Below are 21,085 nucleotides of genomic sequence, written 5' to 3'. Positions count from 1 at the left end.
ACTGCTAATTCGTATTTGTTCATTGCTTTACCTCCTTGTGGTCTCTGGCCCTTGAATTCCATTTTCAAGAGCAAGGATTTATTGTGTCACGAGTAACTATTCTAACAGAAACATTTTATAATTGCAAGTACTTTTTTCACGATTTTTCTTTAAAAAACGTAGGTTTTCCACACACAAAAAAAGAGAACTTCTGTCAGAAATACACTTCAAACATGTAAATGTATTCTGACAGATAATCCTCTCATGAAAAAGAATCCGACTTACCGGATTTTCGCCTCAAAATGCAGTCTCTTTGACAGCCCTATAGTGAGTACTTAAATCCACGTCGACACAAGCATCGATTTTGCCCTTAATTCTAGCGATCCAGTCTGCGAACCTCCCGGCGCAGTCTCGGTCCAAATGCAACTGCCAGAATAATCTTCACAGCATCTCCCGGCAGATACGGAATTACGCCAACGCTCAGTCCCTCAATGAAGGTACGTCCGAGCTGTGCAGACAGCCATACAGTTCCGAAAATATAGCAGATTGCAAGTCCAATCACCATTCCAACAACCTCAATCACACGGTTTCCAGAAGAGTGATCGAACAGAAAACCGGTAACGATTGCGAGGAAAATGAAGCCAACCAGGTATCCACCTGTCGGTCCTGCCACTTTTGCCACGCCACCGCTGAATCCGGAAAATACCGGAAGTCCTGCAAATCCGAGGAGCAGATAAACAAGGTAGCTTAAGGTTCCCGCTTTCATTCCAAGCACATACAGCGCCAGATAAATCACAAGGTTTGTAAACGAAATCGGTACCGGGCTAAACGGAATCGGAATTGCAAGTGGTCCTGCGACACAAGTCACCGCTGTCATCAGACCAATCAGCGCAATCTGTTTCGTCGACAATCCTTTTCTCTGTGTTTCACCAGAAATTGTCTTTTCCATACAAATTGTCCTCCTGAAGAGTTGTAAACATTTCTTACAATAACCCCCATTATAAACAGAGTCGGGATTATTGTCAACCAACAAATCATTTTCAGTTAACAATCTGTATCCAAAAAACGGAGAACAACTACGCTTTTATTACAAATTTCACTACGCTTCCTTCTTTTTCAGCGCTCTGGCATTTTTTTCCACCAGTTTGCGCTCCACCATAATCTGATGTCCGCATCCCATGCATTTCAGACGAAAATCTGCGCCAACCCGCAATATTTCCCATTCCTGACTTCCGCATGGATGCGGTTTCTTTAATTTTACAACATCTCCAACTTCAAAATTCCACTTCTGATCCATGTTTCGTCTGTCCTGTCTCTTCCTTAATCGCTTAAATAACTAATAACGCTTCTTTAACTTGACGTGAACTTATTCTAAACTCGTCCAGTTTTCGTTCCCTGCTTAATCCCACTTAATTTTCTTCTACTCAATTATTTTTCTGCGAGAATTGCATCGATTGCATCAAGCTCATCCTGAGTGAAATCATGGTGGGTCAGAACCGCCACGTTGTCATCAAGCTGAGAGGTACGGCTTGCCCCGATCAGCACACTCGTGACCTCCGGACGGCGCATTACCCAGGCAATCGCCATCTGCGCCAGACTCTGACCACGATCTTGTGCAATCTCATTGAGCTTGCGAACTTTCTCCAGCTTGCTCTCCGACAGGTATCTTCCGGCAATGCTCGTTCCTTCACGGGAAGCACGGGAGCCATCCGGGATTCCATGCAGATATTTGTTCGTCAGCGCGCCCTGTGCAAGCGTGCTGTATGCGATACAGCCGACTCCTCCGCGGTCTAACACGTTCAGAAGTCCATCCTCAACCCAACGCTCAAACATGTTGTAGCGAGGCTGACAGATCAGACAAGGAGTCTTGTTTTCCTTCAAAATCTGAATGGCTTCCTGCGCCTGCTGTGCGTTATAGTTGGAAATGCCGACATAGAGTGCCTTTCCCTGACGCACCATATCAGACAATGCTCCCATCGTCTCCTCGATCGGAGTCTCCGGGTCTGGACGATGATGGTAGAAAATATCCACATAGTCGAGCTTCATTCTCTTCAGACTTGCATCCAGACTCGACATCAGGTATTTGCGAGATCCCCAGTTTCCATAGGGACCCGGCCAGAAATCATACCCTGCCTTTGTAGAAATCAGCATCTGCTCCCGGTAAGCTTCCATATTTTCATGCAGGATCTTTCCGAAATTCTCCTCCGCAAGACCTCTTGCCGGATGACCATAGTTATTTGCCAGATCGAAATGTGTGATTCCCAGATCAAACGCATGGAAAATAATTTCCTTCTGCTCATCCAAAGTCTTCTCAAGTCCGAAATTCTGCCAGAGTCCAAGTGAAAGTCGTGGAAGCAGAATTCCGCTTTTTCCACATCTCTTGTACTCCATCTTGTCATAGCGTTTCTCATCTGCCTGATAGGTCTGCATGTTGTAAATCCCCCTTGTCTTATTATTTATAAGTTAAGTTCTGAAAAAATTTCCCCGATTTTCCCGCTGACAACGAGATCTGCCCGGCTGTCCATCGGCGTCACATCACGATTAATCAGAACCAGTTTCTTTCCACGGTAATAATCGATGAGTCCCGCTGCCGGATAAACCGTCAGTGACGTTCCCCCGATAATCAGAACATCTGCCTGAGAAATATAGGAGACCGCCTTCTTCAAAGTCTGCTGGTCAAGCCCCTCCTCGTAGAGCACGACATCCGGCTTGATGATTCCACCACATTCACAGTACGGGATCCCATCCATCGCAAGAATCTGATCGAGTGTATAAAACTTTCCGCACCGCGTACAGAAATTCCGGTGAACCGAGCCGTGAAGTTCAAGCACTTCCTTACTCCCGGCGAGCTGATGAAGTCCGTCAATATTCTGGGTGATGACTGCCTTCAGCCTGCCCTCCTGCTCCAGCTTTGCAAGTGCCAAATGTGCCGGATTCGGCTTTGCAGACGGGAAGATCATCTTGTTCTTATAGAAACGGTAAAATTCTTTCGGATTTCTCTGATAAAAGCTATGGCTGATGATCGTCTCCGGCGGATAGTCATACTGTTGATTGTAAAGTCCGTCAACACTTCTGAAATCCGGGATTCCGCTCTCCGTCGAGACTCCTGCCCCGCCGAAAAACACAATGTTATCGCTCTCGTCAATCCATTTTTTCAGGCATGCGATCTTCTCTGCCAGATTCGGATCCTCTCTCCTCTCTCTCATAACAGAACCTCCTTCTCCGATCTGATTTCTGTTTACCATCACCTTGTTACACGTTCTGCGTTACCTGTGTTGTAAAGACACCACCTATATTGCGCAGGTATCCACATCAAACCACTTCGTCCAGGAAAACGCCTTTCAACGGTTCCACGACTTTGTCCCACTCACCGACAACTGCCGGAACCGAGTATCCAAACAGCCATGAGGTGAACTCTGCAATACTCATGCACAGATCCCACTCACATTCACACTCTGTCTTATGTTTATACTCACAAATAGTCTCGCCCGAAATTCCTGCGGCTTTTGCACTGTCCTTAATCCCGGATGTTTTGCACAGTCCCGTTTTCTCGCACTTTTCCACAATGGATTTTTCATCGAGTTTTCCACAATCCGCAGATCCTTCGGTTATCCACTTTTTGTCGTTCTCCCCTCGCTCCATCCAGGACATCTCATGATTCAAATGCCAGATCCAAAGCCCGTCATTTTCCGGAATCAGCGGATCTTCGAGATAAAGGCGAATCGCCCTCTCATCCTCCCGCTCTTCACTTCTCAGATGAATTGCTTTCACAAAAACTTCCGGTGTGATGATTCTTGCCATAATTGCAGGTTTCTCAGTGTCTTTTTCTTCCTCCACATACGGCTCTTTTCCGTACAACAGTCTCTGCTCGACCTCATCAATCCCCCAGAATGCCTGCATGCCTGCAATTCCATGGCGATCCATCAAAACATCAAAACTTCCATTCTCCGATGCGAGTTCCAGAAAAAGGCGTCTGAGGTATGCCTCATCGCGCACGGCATAGACCGGATAGCGTACAGACAACCATTGGTTCATCCATTTCGCCAGTTCTCCGAGATAACCGCGCCTGCCTGGACGGCTATAATCTTCTCCGATATTAAGATCTCCCTTACAAAGAACCTGCTTTCTCGCAAATCCCTCCGAAAAAGAGTCAGAACCAGATCCCAAACTGCGAAGTCTCCACTTGGGCTGACGAAAAATAAAGGTAAATCCAAACGGCAGATAAATCGCCTCACTCGCCGGCATCAGAAAACAGAACGGCATTTTCTCCGTCCTCATCTCCGCCATCATCACGGTCAAGAGACGCCTCATATATCCCTGATGACGCTTCTCCGGACGGGTCGCAACTCCTACGAGATAATCCACTCTCCACCGCCATTTTCCGACTGCAAGCAGATAGGGATTCTGGTGAAGCATCGCCTGCAAAACTCCGTCTTCCCGAATTGCAAGCACCCGGTTATCCTTCATCTTCTCCCTGTAATAGTAATCCACAAAGGAACGAGAATCCTCCGAAAAGATGCCCTCCCACAGTTCTCTCGTCTCCTGTTTTTGTGCATCATCCAAATATTCCGGCATTGTCCTTCCTCCTTGTTCCGGCTCCATGAGATCGATCTCGATCTGATCGACTTTAACTCGATGAACTTTTTTTCCAATCGACTTTCAATTCCATCACTTGCCGGCGTGTTCCATCATCGTTCTCAGCTCATCGACAATCACTCCTGCACTTTTTCCGGTTTCATCGATCGTAATATCCGCATACTTCTCGTAGAGCGGAATTCTCTCGTCATAGAGATCCTTGAGCGTCATTCCATCTTTGAGTGCGACTCCGCGGTCTTTCAGATCTCCAAGACGCATTTTTACATCCTCATAGGACAGTTTCAGATAGACAACCACACTGATCTCCTTCAGATGTTTCATCGCCTTCGGTCCGTAGATCACACTTCCTCCCGGAGCAATCACAGAGCGCTGTACATCCAGCTCACTATTGACGTTTTCCTCCACTTTCAGAAATCCGTCCGTTCCCTGCTCTGCAATGATTTCCTTAAGCAATTTTCCGGTCTTCTCCTGAATGACAATGTCTGCATCCACAAAGGAATATCCAAGTCGTTTTGCAAGAAGAACACCGACCGTACTTTTTCCTGATGCCGGCATTCCAATCAGAGTAATATTTGTCCTCACTTAATTTTCCTCCTGTCTGCATACTTTTTCGCAGGTTTTCTAAAATCCGGTTTCCCAGAACCATTTTTCCCGGAACTCATTCTGATGTCTCTTTTGTCTTTCGCGTCTTTCGTATTTTTTATCTCTTTGGTGCCCTTGGTGTTTTTCGTATCTTTTTTGTTCTTGTCTTTGCGCACGGAAAAACCAAAGGTTCCAAGTGCCTCTCCAAGTTCAAAATACGTTCCATGAGAATACGCGGTCAGCTTTGCGTCGTTCAGATGAAACGTTCCCTTCTCATCTATGTAACGCTCATCCACAGAAACGCCGACCACTTCCGCGAGAAACATGTCGTGAGTGCCAAGCGGAATCTGTTGTTTCACTTTGCACTCCAGAATCAGAGGACTCTCTGCAATTCCGGGAGCGCTGATGTACCTGGACGGCTGTTCCGTCAGCTTCATTTCCCGAAACTTATCCACATCTCGCCCCGAACGCACCCCGCAGTAATCCGTCGCAAATGTCAACTCTTTATTGACCAGATTCACGGCAAACTCCCCGGTCTCCTCAATGATGCTGTGAGAGTAGCGCTCCTTTCTCACAGAGATGGAAAGCATTGCCGGGGCAGAACATACCGTTCCCGCCCATGCCACCGTAATGATATTCGGGCGCTCTCCCGGTCTCATGCAGCTGACCATCACAGCCGGAACCGGATACAGCATATTTCCTCCCCGCCAGTACTGTCTTCCCATATAATCCTCCTGATTTTTTCTTATCCTGATTCTGTTATTCTTTATTACTTTGTGTTTCTTTTTGTCTCTTTTTTGATTCTATGAGTATAACTATAAATCTTTTAGGCTTCTTTATCCAGCACAATTTTTCATCCGTGCATAATTTTTCCGTTCAGAAACTTTCTATTTTCCTACTTTCTATCCATGCATGCACGGTACCAAATTCATGTACGGTATACTATTTATGCCTCGCACGCAATCATAATTGCCGGGATCAGCTGTTTTTTTCTCGAAACCACACCCGGAAGTGTCACTGCACACTCTTTTGCGTCCAAATGCTCCGGCTCCTGCTGTTCCATATGGAAGGCCTTGAGAATCATCGACTCTGCGCCCGAACCCTGGCACAGAAGCTCTGTCGACTGCGTCAGAATATTCGTCAGCATGAAGAAGAGCATATCGAGACCATGTTCCTGCTGTACCTTGACCATGTACGGAGCAAGACGTTTTTTCAGCTGTTCAAGCTCGTCCGCATTCAGCGAGCTGATCTGACCAACACCGAAAGCTACCTTTCCTGCGGAGAAGCGCTTGAAATCCTGATAAAAGATCTCCTGCTCGCTCTTTCCCTTAAGATTGCTTCCTGCCGCAAACATATCGGCTGCATACTTGTCGATATCAATTCCTGCTGCACACGCAAGTGCAAGACCTGCCACGCGGTCTGTCTCTGTACAGGTCGGGGAGCGGAACAGAAGTGTATCGGAAATGATTGCACTGCACAGAAGACCTGCGGTCTCGCGGTCGATCTCCAAATTGTTCTCGTTGTACATCTGGTAAATAATCGTCGCCGTACATCCAAGAGGCTGATTGCGGAAAAATACCGGTGAGATCGTCTCCACGGTTCCGAGCTTGTGATGATCGATAATCTCGAGAATATCTGCATTCTCAACTCCATTTACTGCCTGCGCACGCTCATTGTGATCAACAAGAATAATGCGTTTTCCTCTTGCGCCGAGAAGATTTCGACGAGAGATCATTCCCTTATACTTTCCATTTTTATCAAGGATCGGGAAATCACGGTGACGCTTGCTTGTCATCACTTCCTTGATTTCGTCAATGTAATCGGTATCCTCAAATGTGATCAGGTTCTCCGTTTTCATGAAATAGCTGATCGGCATACTCTGGTTGACGAGACGGGTTGCCGTGTAGGTGTCATAAGCCGTCGTAATCACAGCACAACCGCGCTCCTGAGCGAGCTTGCGGATCGTCATTGAAACACCTGCACCCTCGCACACGATGATACAGTCTGCTTCCATCTCAATCGCACACAGCTGGGACTCGTAACGGTTTCCGAGGATGACAAGGTCATGAGGCTTAATGTAATACTCCATCAGATCCGGGTTTGCAGCGGCGATCAGAACCTTTCCCTGATCAAAATAGTCGTTCTCATCTCCGACTACCATCGTTCCATCAAGAGTCTCCAAAATATTTTTATACTGAGTCTTTGCCTTGGAAAGAACATCGCTGTCATAAATACTCATGTAAGATTTTGCAATATCGCCTACGGTGATCAGACCTTCGAGGACTCCGCCCTCGCTGACTGCTGGCAGGGTGACAACATTCTCATCCTGCATCAGATTCCATGCCTTCTTCAGAGAGATGTTTCGGTCTACGCCCTGCGTTCTACGGATCTCAATATCCTTGACTTGCGTCTTGACATTTTCCACAAGGCGCGGAGGCTCAATACCAAAGTAGTCCAGCACAAACTGTGTCTCCGCATTTACATGTCCGGCGCGGCATGGCTCATACTCCATCCCCGTCAGTTTCTGTTTCATCTTTGCATAACAAATCGCAGAACAGATCGAATCCGTGTCCGGGTTCTTATGTCCAATTACGATCGTCTTTCGCTTTTTTTCGTCCAGCATAATTTCCTCCTTATTTTGCATATTTCACAATTTTTTTAATTTTCATTCGCTAAAATTGTCCTGTTTTCACAATCTGTTTACATTGTGTTCATATTTTATTCATAATTGTTCCATATACTAAATACATAGAAAACATTGGATGTAACTTGATTTAACCATCAAATTGCACATAGATTTTTCATAATTGCCCCGGTCGGATGAGAATCTGCCGGGGTCTCCTCATTTTCTGAGATCTTTCTATCAGAATTACTGCGTTTCTCTGTTTTACTGCGGTCGGTGCATAACAAGCGCCACTGGCGCTTTGCACCCTCGCGGAGCGTATAACTCAGAAGGGGATTGTCTCCCCTACTGAGAAGACCTGTGATACCCCCACCTAAAGAGGAGGGGGATATCCACTCTGAGTTATATTTGAGACCTTTTAACCCCGTTTTTCTTCCATAACGCTTCCATAAATTGAAAACCCAAATTTACTTAAACATAACTTGAACATGAAAGCCATTTGAAACACAAGAGCCCGGCAAGCCGGACTCTCGTTTCTCATTTTCTTGTATTTTTAGTCCAAAACCAGACGAGCTGCTCCGTAGATTCCAGCATCATTTCCGAGCTTTGCAAGACCAAGCACTGCCTTGTTCTCTGAGATCGGAGTGTAATGACGATAATATTTATCAATGACATCGATCAGGAACTGACCTGCCTTTGATACACCTCCGCCGATGACAAACATCTGCGGGTCCACAGTCATTGCCAGCTGTGCCAGAACAAGTCCAAGATAACGTCCAACCGTCTCCACAACCTCAAGCGCCAGATCATCTCCATTCTTTGCCTCATCGAGAACATCTTTTGCGGTCACATCATCGCCAAACTTGCGCAGAGCAGACGGGGTATCCGTCGCCTTCATCTTTCTGCGCGCCTCTCTCGCAATTCCGGTTGCACTTGCAACCTGCTCAAGACATCCAACACCGCCACAGTTGCAGTGCTCCGTCTCCTCATCGCGAACGTGGATATGACCGATCTCACCAGCGAGACCATGCTTACCGGCAATGATCTTCTCATCGATGATCACGCCACCGCCGACGCCCGTTCCAAGCGTTACCATGACGATGTCGGTGTATCCCATACCACCGCCCTGCCACATCTCACCGAGCGCTGCCACGTTTGCATCGTTTCCGCTCTTAACCGGAATTCCGTCAAGAAGATCACTGAGCACCTTCTGCGGATTTAAATCGTGCCATCCAAGATTAACACAAACCTCTACATAGCCATCTGGCATCACCGGTCCTGGTACTCCCATTCCGGCACCAACGATCTCATCTTTATGGATTTCTTTTTCAATCAGGACACGACGAATGGAATCTGCCACATCCTCAAGGATGTAACGTCCGCCCTCTTCCTTTCTGGTCGGAACCTCCCACTTGAAAATCAGTGTTCCATCTTTCTCAAACAGTCCCAACTTCACCGAAGTTCCGCCAATATCGACTCCAATACACTTTTTCTTCTCCATATCCTTACTCCCTCTCCTTCTCCATTTTTCAGATCCCAAAACAACTCTGTTTTTCTGTAAACCATGTGTCAAACATCACAAGTCTTCTCGGCTTGATTATAAAAGAAAGCCACTCTGATTGCAAGTATAAAATCGCATACCCGAACAACTGAAAAAAATGTGCCTTGGCGCATTCTAGCGGAGCTTTTTTTATATGATAGGACACAATTTCCTATCATATGAAAAACCGCCCGGACAGAATTTCTCCATCCAGACGGTCTCTCGGCAAAAACGAATTTTTTAATTTTTCAAACCTTAATGCTTAATTGCCAAATGGTGAATGGTGAACCTTGCGGAAATTAGCCGAGCTTGCGTGCGGTCTCCACAACGTTCTCAACCGTGAAGCCAAAGTGCTCAAACAGCTGTTTTGCCGGACCACTTGCTCCGAATCCAGTCATCGTCACATAAGCACCATCAAGACCTACATAGCGTCCCCATCCGAAGTCGCTGAGTGCCTCGATTGCAACACGCTTGCGAACTGCCTTCGGAAGAATGGACTCCTTGTACTCCTCGCTCTGCTCCTCGAACAGATCCATACACGGCATGGATACGACACGGACTTTTTTGCCCTCTGCGCTCAAAACTTCCTTTGCCTTCACAGCCAGCTCTACCTCAGAACCGGAAGCCATCAGGATCAGCTCCGGAGTTCCCTCACAGTCATCAAGTACATAAGCACCTTTAAGTGCCTCACGACTGCTTCCTGCCATCGGGGTCAGGTTCTGTCTCGTCAGAACGAGAGCGGTCGGAGTCGTCTCAGAAGTCACTGCGCTGTACCATGCGGATGCAGTCTCCACGGCATCACATGGACGGAATACATGGAAGTTCGGCATTGCGCGGAACATCGCAAGCTGCTCGATCGGCTCATGGGTCGGACCATCCTCACCGACACCGATGCTGTCGTGTGTGAATACGAAGGTCAGCGGAGTCTTCATCAGAGCAGACAGACGTGCCATCGGCTTCGTGTAATCGCTGAATACGAAGAAGGTTGCGACATAAGACTGAAGACCACCGTGAAGCATCATTCCGTTTCCGATCGCGGTCATTGCAAGCTCACGAACACCGAAGTGCATGTTGCGTCCTGCGCGGTTCTCCTTCGAGAAATCTCCCTCGCCGTTCATATAGGTCTTGTTCGACGGTGCCAGATCCGCAGATCCGCCCATCAGGTTCGGCATCAGATCTTTCAGGCGATTGATGACCTTTCCAGAAAGGCTACGGGTTGCCTCCGGCTTCTCAGTCTGTGCCCAGAAGCTCTCATCCTCCCAGAGTGCCTTCTTAACGGCTTCCTTTCCGTCAAAATACTGGTTCCAGAGTGCTTCCATCTCCGGATACTCCTCGCAGTATCCAGCAAACATAGCTTTCCACTCTGCCTCAGCCTCAGCCTTTTCTTCACCTGCTCTGCTGAAGTTCTCATAAACTTCCTTCGGTACCTCAAACGGCTCCTCACACGGCCACTCGAGGAACTTTCTCAGCTCTGCCACATTCTCCACACCAAGAGGCTCACCGTGAGCGCTTGCCTTGCCCTGCTTTGCCGGGCATCCGTATCCGATCTGGGTCTTGATCGTGATGAAGGACGGTCTGCTCAAATCTGCCTTTGCCTCCTCGATTGCATTTCCGATTGCAGTCAGATCATTTCCGTCCTCCACAGTCAGAGTCTGGAATCCAAATGCCTGCATACGCTCCTGTACATTCTCGGTAAATGCAATATCCGTGCTTCCCTCGATAGAAATCTGGTTGGAATCATAGAGTACGATTAATTTTCCAAGTCCGAGTGTTCCTGCAAGTGAAAATGCCTCGGAGGAGATTCCCTCCATCATGCATCCATCTCCGCCGAGAACAAAGGTGTAGTGATCCACTACCGGATAATTTTCCTTATTGAACACCTCTGCGAGATGTGCCTCTGCAATCGCCATGCCGACTGCCATTCCCATACCTGCTCCGAGCGGTCCGGTCGTAGCCTCAACGCCTACAGTATGACCGTACTCCGGATGACCTGCGGTCTTGGAGCCGAGCTGACGAAAATTCATCAGATCTTCCTTGGAAAGATCTCCGTATCCAAACAGGTGAAGCAGAGAATACAGCAACATCGAGCCGTGTCCTCCAGAAAGAATAAAGCGGTCGCGGTTTGCCCACTTCGGGTCTGCCGGATTGTGGTTCATGTGGTTCATCCACAGCTCATAGGCAGTCGGAGCGCATCCAAGCGGAAGTCCCGGGTGACCGGAATTTGCCTTCTGGATCGCATCTGCTGATAACACACGGATCGCATTAACTGACAACGTATCAATCGTACTCATTGGTAATCCTCCTTTGGGGTGGTTGTGTAATTTTGTTACCTTAACTTGATCTCCCGCATCTGTTGCGGTCCGGACACTACAAGAGTGTTCGGAAATCTACCTTTTCGTATCTTTGAAACCGTAAAATCAAATGTGGCATACAGCTTCTGAACCCCCGCCATATTAAAGATCTCACATGAATTCTCATTATACAGAATAATCAAATTATCGTCAATATCAAGGTGAGTATACTCATAGGTAAAATCTTTCGTAAACATATGACTTCCGTCTTTTCGGTAGAGCTGAAGACTGCTCGTATATTCTCCCGAAGGATTCTTTAAAATCATCGCCACATATTCCTTGTTGTAACAAACGCTCTGAATCTCCGACTCCACCGGAATCTGAGCCACAAGCGCCGGGGACGCGATGTTTTCCGTCGAAAAGAATGTCAGCCCCTTTCCCGAAATCGCACAGGAGTAGGAATTGTTCATGTAGAACACACGCGGGACAATCGTTCCGTCAAACGGATCGTCAAATCCTCCGACAATTCGATCCGGAACATTTTTTCCGACCTCAGAAAAATCATAAAATACCACGCGGTTTTTCAGCTCGCCGTTCTTGATATACACAACGGAACACATCAGCTGTGTACCGTCCTCCGAGAGTGCCTCCCCGAGCACATATCCATCTCCCGAAATGATCGTCTTAATTCCTACCTGAAGAGAGCTTCCATCACGGTCATAAAACATGACGTAACTCGCGGTAGAATCCTCGACAACCACCGCAACAATCCCTGTTCCCGAGATCGTCACCTTGCTGATCGGAAGCACCGTCGATGCCTCCCCGACTTTTCCGGTTGAACCGAAAATATAGATCTTGTTTCCCTGCCGGTCTGCAATCGCGACATAGTCGCCCTGCTTTGTGACAATCGGATTCTTCATCTCATAGCTCTCTGTCCAGACCGTCTTTCCGTGATTGTCCAGATAGGAAGCACCATCCTTTGTGTACTTGAGTACATTATTCCCAAAACTTTCGTATCCGACCAGGCTTCCCTCATTCATATCGGTCTGCCACGCCGTCTCATAGCTGACATACTGATAATTTCTCTGGTAATAATAAAGTCCGCCTCCTGCTCCACCTATCACTGCCAGCAAAGCGACAAGAAGGATCAGCCTGCGCCTTCGCGCTTTCTTGTATGCCTGGACTGCTGTCTCTTCCCCATCCGGGTTAAGTTCCGAACGCAACTCCGGTGGGATCGGAGCTCCTGCTGAAATCACCCTCTGTCGCAGTTTTTGTTTCTTGCTTTCTCTGCTCATGGAGCTCATATCACTCATGATTCCTTATCTCCCAAATATGATTCTGTCAGATTTTTCCATATAAGATTTTTACTCGGACAGATTCATATCTCTTTTCTCGTATTCATTATTAATTTCTGTTTCCGAAAATGATCTTTGCAATTCTCTCTCAGATATAAACTGCCACATCTGATTCTGTTGATCCAGGCGTGGTACTCTGCAATTTTGATAGATGCACAGAGCTTTATGCAAAAGTACATTTTGAAACACGCTCTAGTATATCTCATTTTGAGATACGGGTCAAAGAGTTTACGGATTGATTTCCGGTGGGAGATAAATCTTCTGCCCCACAGAGAGATGACTTCCATCTCCAAGCTGATTCCACGCACAGATCGTCTCCAGATTTGCGAGGCTGTGATACCGATCCATGCAGATCCCATACAAAGTCTCTCCGGTCTGCACGACATGAGAAATCGCATTCGACGGAATGGACACCTGCTGAACCTGCTGAGATTGTGAATCTGAGAGATCTGAGGAGTCTGATTCACTTGAGGAACTCGACACACTTGACACACTTGACGCACCTGGAGATTCCACAGAAAGGCCCGATGATTCTGTCTGCGCTCCATTTGCGCTCTGTCCGCTCCCCTCTGCGCCGTCCGTCCCACTCATTCCTGAACGTTCATCGCTTCCTGCATGCCCTGACGAGCTCAGTGAATTTGACGAATTTGATGAATCTGACGAATTCGCAGAATGGTCTCCCGCATCCCCGAGCCGAATTTCTGCAAGCGTCGGATAGACTTCCCCCGGCACATGCTCGATCTCAACCTCATCTGCTGTGCCCCCTGCCTGAGAACCGACTGCCTGTCCGGTCTTTTCTCTCAAAATTCTCGTCCAGTCCCCCGCACTGCCCTCAGGCACCACAGACGCGAGCACTGCCTCCATCTGTTGCATCTTGTGGTAATTGTTCACCATGACGACACCGCCCGCAAGCACGACGAGTGAGAGCACCCCACAAGCTGTACCGAGCGTTCCGGTCAGACTCCTGCGTTTTCCCGCCTTCACCTGGTTCTCTTCCATTTTTTTTCGGAAATCACGGATCACTCCGTCCCTCGTCTGGCTCTCAATCCGCCTTGCGTCTTTTCGAGAAACCATGTAGTCCTGCATCATCTGATTTTTTTCGTAGTAAATGTTGTATCCCCGCAATTTATAAAATCCGTCCTCCGAGGCAGTATACACTGCTTCCTCCCCCTCAAGTCCGCTGTTGACATACATCAGCTGATTCTTTCCGGAGAAATACGTCCCATGCTGTTTCCAATAGTTGAGCGGGCTGAGCATCGCTCCGGGAGCACCGCAGAGAAACCATCCAAGGACGATCCGTCTCGGAAACATCTGCTCCATATCTCGATATGCCTTTTTCCAGAGTTCTTCAGAAAATTCTACTTTTTCTCCTCCGATGGACGCGCCCTCTATCTCGAGTGCCCCATCCACAAACAGATAGGGAACTCCGTCCTCCTCCCGATTTTCGCCCAGCAAAAGTCCGACCCGCAGATCCTGTCCGCCGGTCGGGTAGAGACGCCTCAAATATGTATTTACATAGTCTTCGACATAAAGCTTTAAAACCGGGTCCCGCTCCCCGATCTGCCGGATATTTTTCGGCAACTTCGGGTATGGATTATAACATTCTCCCATAATCTAATCTCACCATCCTGCCATTTCTTTCTCCGTGAGTGCGTCCCAGATGTTCCAGAAATGCCACTGAGTCAGACACCAAATGCTCTGTCTTGCGCATCTCTCGCCTGTCCGTCCTGTCGCATAATAACCGGCAGATAACCGAAAAAAACATTTCTTTTTAGGTTGGCACACACTCTGACAACCGAACAGGCTGCAAAGAAGTTACAAGATTATAACCTTAGCCTGTCCAGATGTCTGATCATAGCAGAGTATATCACGGGAAAAGCAAAGAATTTGTCAAATCCAGGTGCGATTTTCGAGGAACTGTTCGACAAGAAATGCCGATTCACAGATGTAATCTGCCATCTGCATAACGAGCGAAAGTCGAACGCTCTGGAGCATCAGCGGATCGCGATTTCCATATCCACCCACAATGCCCGTCAGAAAAATATCCCCGACCGCCTGTAATTCCTTCGCCACTCCAAGTCCCGGTCGGAGTGAGCCACGCCCGAGTGTCACACAGCCGACATGCTCCATGCTCCCGACGGAGGCATCCACAGCAACGATCACACTGCGTGGATAACGTTGGTGAATCATACGGACATATTGTTCGAGATTCATCGCATGAACAGGGCGCTCGAGCGTTCCGACAACCTGAAGTCTTCGCACATTTCCCGATGACAATTTGTAACCGATCAGAGGTCCGAGACTGTCCCCGGTCGAGCGATCCGTCCCTATGCACAGAAAGACAACTCCATTTCGTTCCCTCGTGCTCAGAAGCTCCCCAATCATCGCGCACATCAGCCCTGCACAGTAGCGGACATCTCCCTTCTGTCGCGAGTCAAAATAATAAATCCCATATCGGTTTCCGTTTTTTCGTTCTGCCTGCTGTCCCTCTATTTTCATTTCTGATTTTCTCTTCAATAATTTCATCATTTTCCGCCTGTGCCATTTTTTGTTAGTATAGGCAAAGAGTTTGGAAATTATGTATAGGGGAGTATGCGAAAAAAGCGACCACAGCTGACATATATAACATGCATCTGTGATCGCCATTCTTTCACTCATTTACTTATTCTCTTATTTTGTCGCCAGCTCTGCTTTCTGTTTCGCTTTCGTCCGGTAAACCTCAATCGCCTCACTGATATTGGAGGCCTCTCCCCTCTCGATCATACCCTTCAAATCCTGAATCTTCAACGGATCGAGAAATTCTCTCCCGAGATAGGTGCTGTAATGATCTGCCAGATCCAATCGTCTCTCCTTCACCTCCGTCGAGGTCTCCTTGAGTTGACTGCGAACTTCCTCATACTCATTCTGAAGACGCACAAGGTCAGCCTCATGGTTATGCTCAATCTCATCCTGAAGAATTGTCTTTGTCACATTCTCAAACGTATTCAATGTATCTTTCTTTTTCAGAGCCACACTGCTGAGTTCCTGCTGGATTCTAGCAATCTCATCGTCATATTTTTCCAGATCATAGAAAGACTCATTCCGATCTTTCCGAATCGTGGAAGTGATCACGCGGATTTTCCTATTATTCGCATGAATCTCATCGAGAATCTGACGTCCCTCCTTGAGAGGTTCCATGTAGCGCATCTTTGTATGGTTGCTCAGTCCGACATACATTCCTCCAAAAATCAGGATATCAAGCGCATAAATTCCTGCAAGATAAATTGTTCTGTGATTCGGAATTAAAAGATAAATTCCACACGGCAGCGCCACAAACAAAACTGCCACAAACAAGAGCAGAGTCAGAAATTCTTTTATCCACCTCGGGAAAAACAGCGAGTAATACAGACGACTTTTGCAAAATCCCGGCACATGATTCTGTCTAAAAACAGTCTTCATTCTCAGTCTCAGTTCTTTGTTGTGTGAGTGTAGTTCAAACGTCTCCTCGGCGATTCTCTCCTTCACTCCCTGATTTTTTGCCTTCTCCCGTCTGGCTCTGGCTTTTTTGAGCTGTTCCTGCGCTTTTCCGATCTCTGTATCATAACTGGAATCAATCTCATCCCTGCGCTTTTTGATTGTCTGAGCGACCAGCTCCGCAACCTGTTTGCGCTCCATCTCCAGAAGTTTTTTCTTTTTTCCCTCATCCTGAATCAACTGTTTTTCTCTGTCTTCCACAACAGCCAACGCTTCCACCGCATTTCTGGCATTTTCCAGAAATTCCACGCATTCCTTTCCCGTCTGTGCCATTCTGTCCATTCCTCCTCGCCGTAATCTGCTACCATCACTGTGTCGTCTGTATTATCCACAATTATCTGTATTGTCTGTATCATTTATATCTTTATATCTCTATCACATAGCAATTTTTTATTCGGAAGATTCCATATTCCATTTAGAAAATTTTTTCCTGTAAATGGTAACATTTATTTATTTTTCCGAGCATTCTCTCTTCTCTTTAGTTTACTACGAAATGACATATCCCACAAGGGGCACAAAGATCTCCTTACCGCCCATTCGTCGCACAAACCGCAATAAGATCTCTCTTGTCAATCCCTCTCAGTTCCGCTATAATGTTGCCTGAACACGAACCACAACCAGAAGGGAGAATTTTTATGTTTCGTATGTGGGGAAAAATCTGGAAAGACAATCATATGATAAAAGATACGGTCATCGCAAACGGGGATTACAATCAGTCTCGCACCACTATGGTCTTTCAGGCAGTAGAGGACATCTGTCGTCAATTCGATCTGAGTTGCCCGATCTGGCTGGATTCCAACATCAATGATTTCAAGTTGCATGCAAAAACGCGCTTCACTCAGGACAGCTTTATTGAATCCATCGACTTTGATTCTCTGGAAATTCATGTCATTGAAGAATAAAAGAAATAATAAAAACAATAAAAAAGGCAATAGGAAAAGCAGCAAGAAAAGCAACATTAAAAGTAACATTAAACCTGACTGTGAAGGACATAAAACAGGCATACCAGAGAAATTTTGTAACATTCTCTGATATGCCTGTTTTTATTTCACATCAATATTCATGTTTCATTTAAATTAAATACTGCTTCAAAATATCTCCGATCAGCTCTACCTCCTCAGGGCTTAAATCCTTCAGCCAGTTCTCTGTCCCTTCCCGATGCTTTTCCCGGCTCGCTGCCATCTGCTCCAGACTGCGTTTCAGATACTCGGTATCGGAAACGCCATTCTTGTCTCCGGGTTTTCCCTGACTTCCCTGACGGGTATGTAAATCTGCCTGACCGGAAGCATTACGAATTCCTGTGATTGATGAGGTCTCGCTCTGAGCACTCGAAGTCATTGCATCGCTATTTTCAGCGGATACCCCCTGATTTGCGCGTCTCTGCCGTTTTCCATTTCCAAACACTGCTCGATTATTTCCATTGCTTCCACTATTTCTGACACCACCCTGCATCACTGTTCCGGAAAATCCGCTATATTCTCTGCTATTCTCCCTCTCAGTCTCCTCGTTTTCCGTCTCCTCTTTCTCACTGTTCATCTCTGAGCGCAGAGACAGACGTCCCAGACTGCGCATTCCCTTTGAAGTTGGAACCGGTCGAATTCCAGATGCAGAGTTTTCACCATCCAACGGCTGATTGCGCGCCATTCTCGGATACATCACATTTTCCAGATAATCCTGAAGCGCCATCATCAGCTGTTCTCTTCTGACTCCGGCCGTCACTCCGTCAAAGACCAACGTCAACATTGCCAGCAGAATTCCGCCCGCACCATAAAGCACCATACAGGAAGTATCCAGACGATACCAGTATGCGAGAAATGCGCCAGTTCCTCCTGCAAGCAGACACAGCCAGGTCCACTGCATTGCCAGCCCGCTCCAACCGTTCAGCGTAAATCCCATGATCTTCATCTCATTCAGCTGATGTTCGAGCCACGCTCCGGTATCCCGCATGCCCTGATTGACGCGGTAGGCATTCTCCGCTCTTGTCTTTAGTTCTTTCAATGTCCGATTCTTCGTCACCGTGAGGTTGGTGCTTTCTTTCAGTAATCCTTTGTAGAGGCGTCGGGTCAGTCCTCTGGTCAGAATTCCCATCAGACAGAGTCCCGCTAAGACATACAATGCCTTCCCTGTTTCCAATAACTGCATCATAAAAACAGCTCCCCTTTCTTTCCTGAATTGTTCGAACAGGATCATTATACTGTTTCCTGTCCATTTTGGAAAGTTCAGGGAGCCTAGAATCGTTCGTCAAAGTTCGCTAAAAAACGATTTTCAAGCATGTAAACAGGTTTGAAAATACGTTTGAAGATACATAAAAGATGTTTGATTATTGCATCAGCATGCCTGAATTAAAGCGCGGGTCAGGCGAACGCTGTGAAGCACTGCCAGTCTCTCAAACTCAGCATAATCCATAGATGCGCTGTCATCTGCCTTATCGGAAATCGCGCGCACAATCAGAAACGGAACATGGTTTAAATATGATGCCTGTGCAATCGCAGCGCCCTCCATCTCTGTGCAGTATCCATCAAAAGTCTCAATCAGCCATTTCTTCTTCTCTTTGCTGGAAATGAACTGGTCACCGGTCAGAACGCGTCCCTCAAATACAGCGAGTTCCGGATTTACTTTATGGCAACATTCCTTTGCGAGTGCACGGAGCTTCTCATCTGCCGGAAATGCCTGTACATCCATCTGCGGGATCTTTCCCAGCGGGTATCCAAATGTTGTCGCATCGACATCATGCTGGATTGCATCTGTGGATAATACCATATCTCCAATGTTGATTTCTGCATGCAGGGAACCTGCAATTCCTGTATTTACAATTCCGTCAACACCGAAACGGTCCACGAGAATCTGAACGCAAACTCCTGCATTTACTTTGCCGATTCCAGATCTCACGACAACAGTCATCTTTTCACAGATTCTTCCCTTATAAAATTCCATTCCGGCAATTTTGGTCACTTCCGGACATGCCATATCCTGCTTTAACTGCTCTACTTCTTCTGCCATTGCACCGATAATTCCTAACATGGTCTTTTCTCCCTTTTCTTTTTTCCTTACTAAAGTTTCTTTTTTGCTAAATTTTCTTCTTGGTTAAACTTTCTTTTTTGCTTTTGATTGCATTTCGTTATAGGGTTATAGGGTGCTCCGACGGTTGAATAAAATTCATGCGAACACGTTCTCACTCCGGGTTCATCGTAGCGGTGCATAAGACCGTAAAATACACGGTCTAAGCACCGACGATTCACACGGGTTCGCATTGAATCTTTTCAGCCTCTGTCGCACCAATAAAACCTTCTCAACCACAAAATACATTCTGACACAAACCATAAATATTCTTGCACAACTATAAACGATTCCCACTCATAAAACTCAGAGCTTTTTACTCAAACTCACTTCCATAAGAATCCCTTGCGCAATTCTGATCCATTCTCTTCATATCCTTCAATCAGAAACACTGCGCATCCCATTATATCTACGAATTCTTCCCTTGACAATCTTTTTCGAGAATGACATAATGAAATTTAAGCAGTTCACTGCGAAAAATTATCATTATCTTTCAAATATGCGTAATTTTCAAGAAAAACAACCCAAATATCTTTGAAAAGTAATAGAAAAATATTTGAAGAAACTCATATCAACATACGGAGGAAAATAGATTATGGTTTACAAGACTAGAGGAGTTTGTTCCAGAGAGATTCATTTCGATGTAAAAGACAATAAAGTAGTTAATGTACAGTATGTAGGCGGTTGCTCCGGAAATACTCAGGGTGTTGCTCGTCTGATCGAAGGTATGGACATTGACGAGGCAATCAGCCGTATTGAGGGCATCCATTGCGGTCCGCGTCCTACATCCTGCCCAGACCAGCTTGCACAGGCTTTAAAGCAGTATAAGGCAGCTCAGCAGTAAGATACTCTAATTAGGTCAGACCTGCTTGCCAAAGCATACACGCTACACACCTATGCACATAAAAAATCCCCGTCGGATGAGTCATTTTCCGGCGGGGATTTTTTTATTTTAATCTTTCTTGTTACAACTATTCAAACAAACTGTCTCTCACTAAAAATTATCATTTGTAGTTAAATATTATTCAAGATACAGCGCGCCAGTTGCTGCTCTCCAGTTCTCACTACCCAAGTCATCACTAAATGCACCAAAGACACATCTTAAACGGTATTTTTCACCACGTTTCTGATTTGGAATATTATAAGATACCACTGCCATGTTTAAATCTTCATTTGGGTAATCCTCAGCGACCCAATCAAATTGCTTATGACTTACTGCAATCCAGCTTCCAGTTGATTCCTGTCTTTCTAAATAAACCCATATTATCAACTCATCCATAGCTTCATGACAAAGAAGATTTGCATATACACCAATAGTTCCTTTTCCCTCATCTGAGATCTGTACATCTACGGAAGAAATCAATCGTCCTCTTGTACTATTTAAAACTTCAATACTTTCAATTCCTTGTTTCTTTGCATTACTTTCACCCGCATATGCATTAAACTGCATTGCTAATATCATAATAAAAATACTCAAAATGATTTTATAATATTTTCTTTTTTTCATAAATTTTCCTCTTACTAATTATCTGAAATTTAATCCCTCTAC

Annotated in this window: 19 protein-coding genes; 2 read left to right on the top strand and 17 right to left on the bottom strand. The window is 46.3% G+C overall.

The features are described 5' to 3' along the window. Positions 1 to 355: 355 nt before the first annotated feature. The 14 genes from AC4EVX_RS11580 to AC4EVX_RS11515 all read right to left on the bottom strand — a co-directional run bounded on the left by AC4EVX_RS11580 (position 356) and on the right by AC4EVX_RS11515 (position 16,752). Positions 356 to 928 (bottom strand): biotin transporter BioY, encoded by a 573-nt coding sequence (locus tag AC4EVX_RS11580; RefSeq protein WP_177976689.1) that lies wholly within the window; start codon positions 926 to 928, stop codon positions 356 to 358. Positions 929 to 1,078: 150 nt separating this feature from the next. Beyond that, a complete protein-coding gene (locus AC4EVX_RS11575; RefSeq protein ID WP_177976690.1) occupies positions 1,079 to 1,276 on the bottom strand; it encodes a DUF951 domain-containing protein in 198 nt (65 codons plus the stop codon). A 131-nt stretch (positions 1,277 to 1,407) separates the two neighbouring features. Next, on the bottom strand, positions 1,408 to 2,409 hold the full coding sequence (locus AC4EVX_RS11570) for an aldo/keto reductase (protein ID WP_308450818.1): 1,002 nt from the start codon (positions 2,407 to 2,409) through the stop codon (positions 1,408 to 1,410). 26 nt (positions 2,410 to 2,435) lie between these two features. After that, positions 2,436 to 3,185 carry an NAD-dependent protein deacylase gene (locus tag AC4EVX_RS11565; protein WP_490160259.1) on the bottom strand — a complete coding sequence of 250 codons (750 nt, stop codon included), beginning with the start codon at positions 3,183 to 3,185 and terminating at the stop codon, positions 2,436 to 2,438. 106 nt (positions 3,186 to 3,291) lie between these two features. Next, complete coding sequence (locus AC4EVX_RS11560) at positions 3,292 to 4,554, bottom strand: GNAT family N-acetyltransferase (RefSeq protein ID WP_490160258.1); 1,263 nt, start codon at positions 4,552 to 4,554, stop codon at positions 3,292 to 3,294. A gap of 93 nt (positions 4,555 to 4,647) precedes the next feature. Further along, complete coding sequence (locus tag AC4EVX_RS11555) at positions 4,648 to 5,130, bottom strand: shikimate kinase (protein WP_308450856.1); 483 nt, start codon at positions 5,128 to 5,130, stop codon at positions 4,648 to 4,650. A gap of 23 nt (positions 5,131 to 5,153) precedes the next feature. Continuing rightward, on the bottom strand, positions 5,154 to 5,882 hold the full coding sequence (locus tag AC4EVX_RS11550) for a flavin reductase (protein WP_177976695.1): 729 nt from the start codon (positions 5,880 to 5,882) through the stop codon (positions 5,154 to 5,156). Positions 5,883 to 6,103: 221 nt separating this feature from the next. After that, entirely contained in the window at positions 6,104 to 7,780 is a 1,677-nt protein-coding gene (locus tag AC4EVX_RS11545) for a putative manganese-dependent inorganic diphosphatase (protein WP_177976696.1), read from the bottom strand. Positions 7,781 to 8,333: 553 nt separating this feature from the next. Next, positions 8,334 to 9,281: an ROK family glucokinase gene (locus AC4EVX_RS11540; RefSeq protein WP_490160257.1), complete on the bottom strand. Its 948-nt coding sequence runs from the start codon at positions 9,279 to 9,281 to the stop codon at positions 8,334 to 8,336. 338 nt (positions 9,282 to 9,619) lie between these two features. Then, positions 9,620 to 11,611, bottom strand: coding sequence for a transketolase (gene tkt, locus AC4EVX_RS11535; RefSeq protein ID WP_177976698.1), 1,992 nt, complete (start codon positions 11,609 to 11,611; stop codon positions 9,620 to 9,622). A gap of 35 nt (positions 11,612 to 11,646) precedes the next feature. Further along, a complete protein-coding gene (locus AC4EVX_RS11530) occupies positions 11,647 to 12,924 on the bottom strand; it encodes a DUF5711 family protein (RefSeq protein ID WP_490160256.1) in 1,278 nt (425 codons plus the stop codon). A 270-nt stretch (positions 12,925 to 13,194) separates the two neighbouring features. After that, on the bottom strand, positions 13,195 to 14,577 hold the full coding sequence (locus tag AC4EVX_RS11525) for a LysM peptidoglycan-binding domain-containing protein (protein WP_490160255.1): 1,383 nt from the start codon (positions 14,575 to 14,577) through the stop codon (positions 13,195 to 13,197). A gap of 279 nt (positions 14,578 to 14,856) precedes the next feature. Then, complete coding sequence (yyaC, locus tag AC4EVX_RS11520; protein ID WP_177976701.1) at positions 14,857 to 15,465, bottom strand: spore protease YyaC; 609 nt, start codon at positions 15,463 to 15,465, stop codon at positions 14,857 to 14,859. Between the two features lie 171 nt (positions 15,466 to 15,636). Continuing rightward, positions 15,637 to 16,752, bottom strand: coding sequence for a hypothetical protein (locus AC4EVX_RS11515; protein WP_177976702.1), 1,116 nt, complete (start codon positions 16,750 to 16,752; stop codon positions 15,637 to 15,639). A 362-nt stretch (positions 16,753 to 17,114) separates the two neighbouring features. Between AC4EVX_RS11515 and AC4EVX_RS11510 the strand changes: the two genes are divergently transcribed. Beyond that, the gene (locus AC4EVX_RS11510; protein WP_177976703.1) at positions 17,115 to 17,381 is read left to right on the top strand and encodes a hypothetical protein; all 267 of its coding nucleotides are present in this window, start codon (positions 17,115 to 17,117) and stop codon (positions 17,379 to 17,381) included. Between the two features lie 169 nt (positions 17,382 to 17,550). Here AC4EVX_RS11510 and AC4EVX_RS11505 read toward each other — a convergent pair whose 3' ends face one another. Both AC4EVX_RS11505 and AC4EVX_RS11500 read right to left on the bottom strand, forming a co-directional pair. Further along, positions 17,551 to 18,624, bottom strand: a complete 1,074-nt coding sequence (locus AC4EVX_RS11505) for a hypothetical protein (protein WP_177976704.1) — start codon at positions 18,622 to 18,624, stop codon at positions 17,551 to 17,553. Positions 18,625 to 18,807: 183 nt separating this feature from the next. Then, complete coding sequence (locus tag AC4EVX_RS11500) at positions 18,808 to 19,500, bottom strand: 5'-methylthioadenosine/adenosylhomocysteine nucleosidase (protein WP_490160254.1); 693 nt, start codon at positions 19,498 to 19,500, stop codon at positions 18,808 to 18,810. Positions 19,501 to 20,131: 631 nt separating this feature from the next. On the opposite strand from AC4EVX_RS11500, the gene AC4EVX_RS11495 reads away from it, so the two are divergent. After that, entirely contained in the window at positions 20,132 to 20,380 is a 249-nt protein-coding gene (locus AC4EVX_RS11495; RefSeq protein WP_177976706.1) for a TIGR03905 family TSCPD domain-containing protein, read from the top strand. A 177-nt stretch (positions 20,381 to 20,557) separates the two neighbouring features. On the opposite strand, the gene AC4EVX_RS11490 is transcribed toward AC4EVX_RS11495, so the two are convergent. Then, positions 20,558 to 21,043, bottom strand: a complete 486-nt coding sequence (locus AC4EVX_RS11490) for a hypothetical protein (protein WP_177976707.1) — start codon at positions 21,041 to 21,043, stop codon at positions 20,558 to 20,560. Between the last annotated feature and the right edge of the window lie 42 nt (positions 21,044 to 21,085).

Source organism: Brotaphodocola sp., assembly GCF_983179755.1.
This window is presented reverse-complemented; position numbering and strand designations above follow the sequence as displayed.

Coding starts and splice junctions, on each gene's coding strand:
- AC4EVX_RS11505 (WP_177976704.1), bottom strand. CDS start 18,624: ATGATGCAGTTATTGGAAACAGGGAAGGCATTGTATGTCTTAGCGGGA.
- AC4EVX_RS11560 (WP_490160258.1), bottom strand. CDS start 4,554: ATGCCGGAATATTTGGATGATGCACAAAAACAGGAGACGAGAGAACTG.
- AC4EVX_RS11525 (WP_490160255.1), bottom strand. CDS start 14,577: ATGGGAGAATGTTATAATCCATACCCGAAGTTGCCGAAAAATATCCGG.
- AC4EVX_RS11545 (WP_177976696.1), bottom strand. CDS start 7,780: ATGCTGGACGAAAAAAAGCGAAAGACGATCGTAATTGGACATAAGAAC.
- tkt (WP_177976698.1), bottom strand. CDS start 11,611: ATGAGTACGATTGATACGTTGTCAGTTAATGCGATCCGTGTGTTATCA.
- AC4EVX_RS11490 (WP_177976707.1), bottom strand. CDS start 21,043: ATGAAAAAAAGAAAATATTATAAAATCATTTTGAGTATTTTTATTATG.
- AC4EVX_RS11515 (WP_177976702.1), bottom strand. CDS start 16,752: ATGGCACAGACGGGAAAGGAATGCGTGGAATTTCTGGAAAATGCCAGA.
- AC4EVX_RS11510 (WP_177976703.1), top strand. CDS start 17,115: ATGTTTCGTATGTGGGGAAAAATCTGGAAAGACAATCATATGATAAAA.
- AC4EVX_RS11580 (WP_177976689.1), bottom strand. CDS start 928: ATGGAAAAGACAATTTCTGGTGAAACACAGAGAAAAGGATTGTCGACG.
- AC4EVX_RS11540 (WP_490160257.1), bottom strand. CDS start 9,281: ATGGAGAAGAAAAAGTGTATTGGAGTCGATATTGGCGGAACTTCGGTG.
- AC4EVX_RS11575 (WP_177976690.1), bottom strand. CDS start 1,276: ATGGATCAGAAGTGGAATTTTGAAGTTGGAGATGTTGTAAAATTAAAG.
- AC4EVX_RS11530 (WP_490160256.1), bottom strand. CDS start 12,924: ATGAGTGATATGAGCTCCATGAGCAGAGAAAGCAAGAAACAAAAACTG.
- AC4EVX_RS11565 (WP_490160259.1), bottom strand. CDS start 3,185: ATGAGAGAGAGGAGAGAGGATCCGAATCTGGCAGAGAAGATCGCATGC.
- AC4EVX_RS11555 (WP_308450856.1), bottom strand. CDS start 5,130: ATGCCGGCATCAGGAAAAAGTACGGTCGGTGTTCTTCTTGCAAAACGA.
- AC4EVX_RS11500 (WP_490160254.1), bottom strand. CDS start 19,500: ATGTTAGGAATTATCGGTGCAATGGCAGAAGAAGTAGAGCAGTTAAAG.
- AC4EVX_RS11495 (WP_177976706.1), top strand. CDS start 20,132: ATGGTTTACAAGACTAGAGGAGTTTGTTCCAGAGAGATTCATTTCGAT.
- AC4EVX_RS11570 (WP_308450818.1), bottom strand. CDS start 2,409: ATGCAGACCTATCAGGCAGATGAGAAACGCTATGACAAGATGGAGTAC.
- AC4EVX_RS11550 (WP_177976695.1), bottom strand. CDS start 5,882: ATGGGAAGACAGTACTGGCGGGGAGGAAATATGCTGTATCCGGTTCCG.
- yyaC (WP_177976701.1), bottom strand. CDS start 15,465: ATGAAAATAGAGGGACAGCAGGCAGAACGAAAAAACGGAAACCGATAT.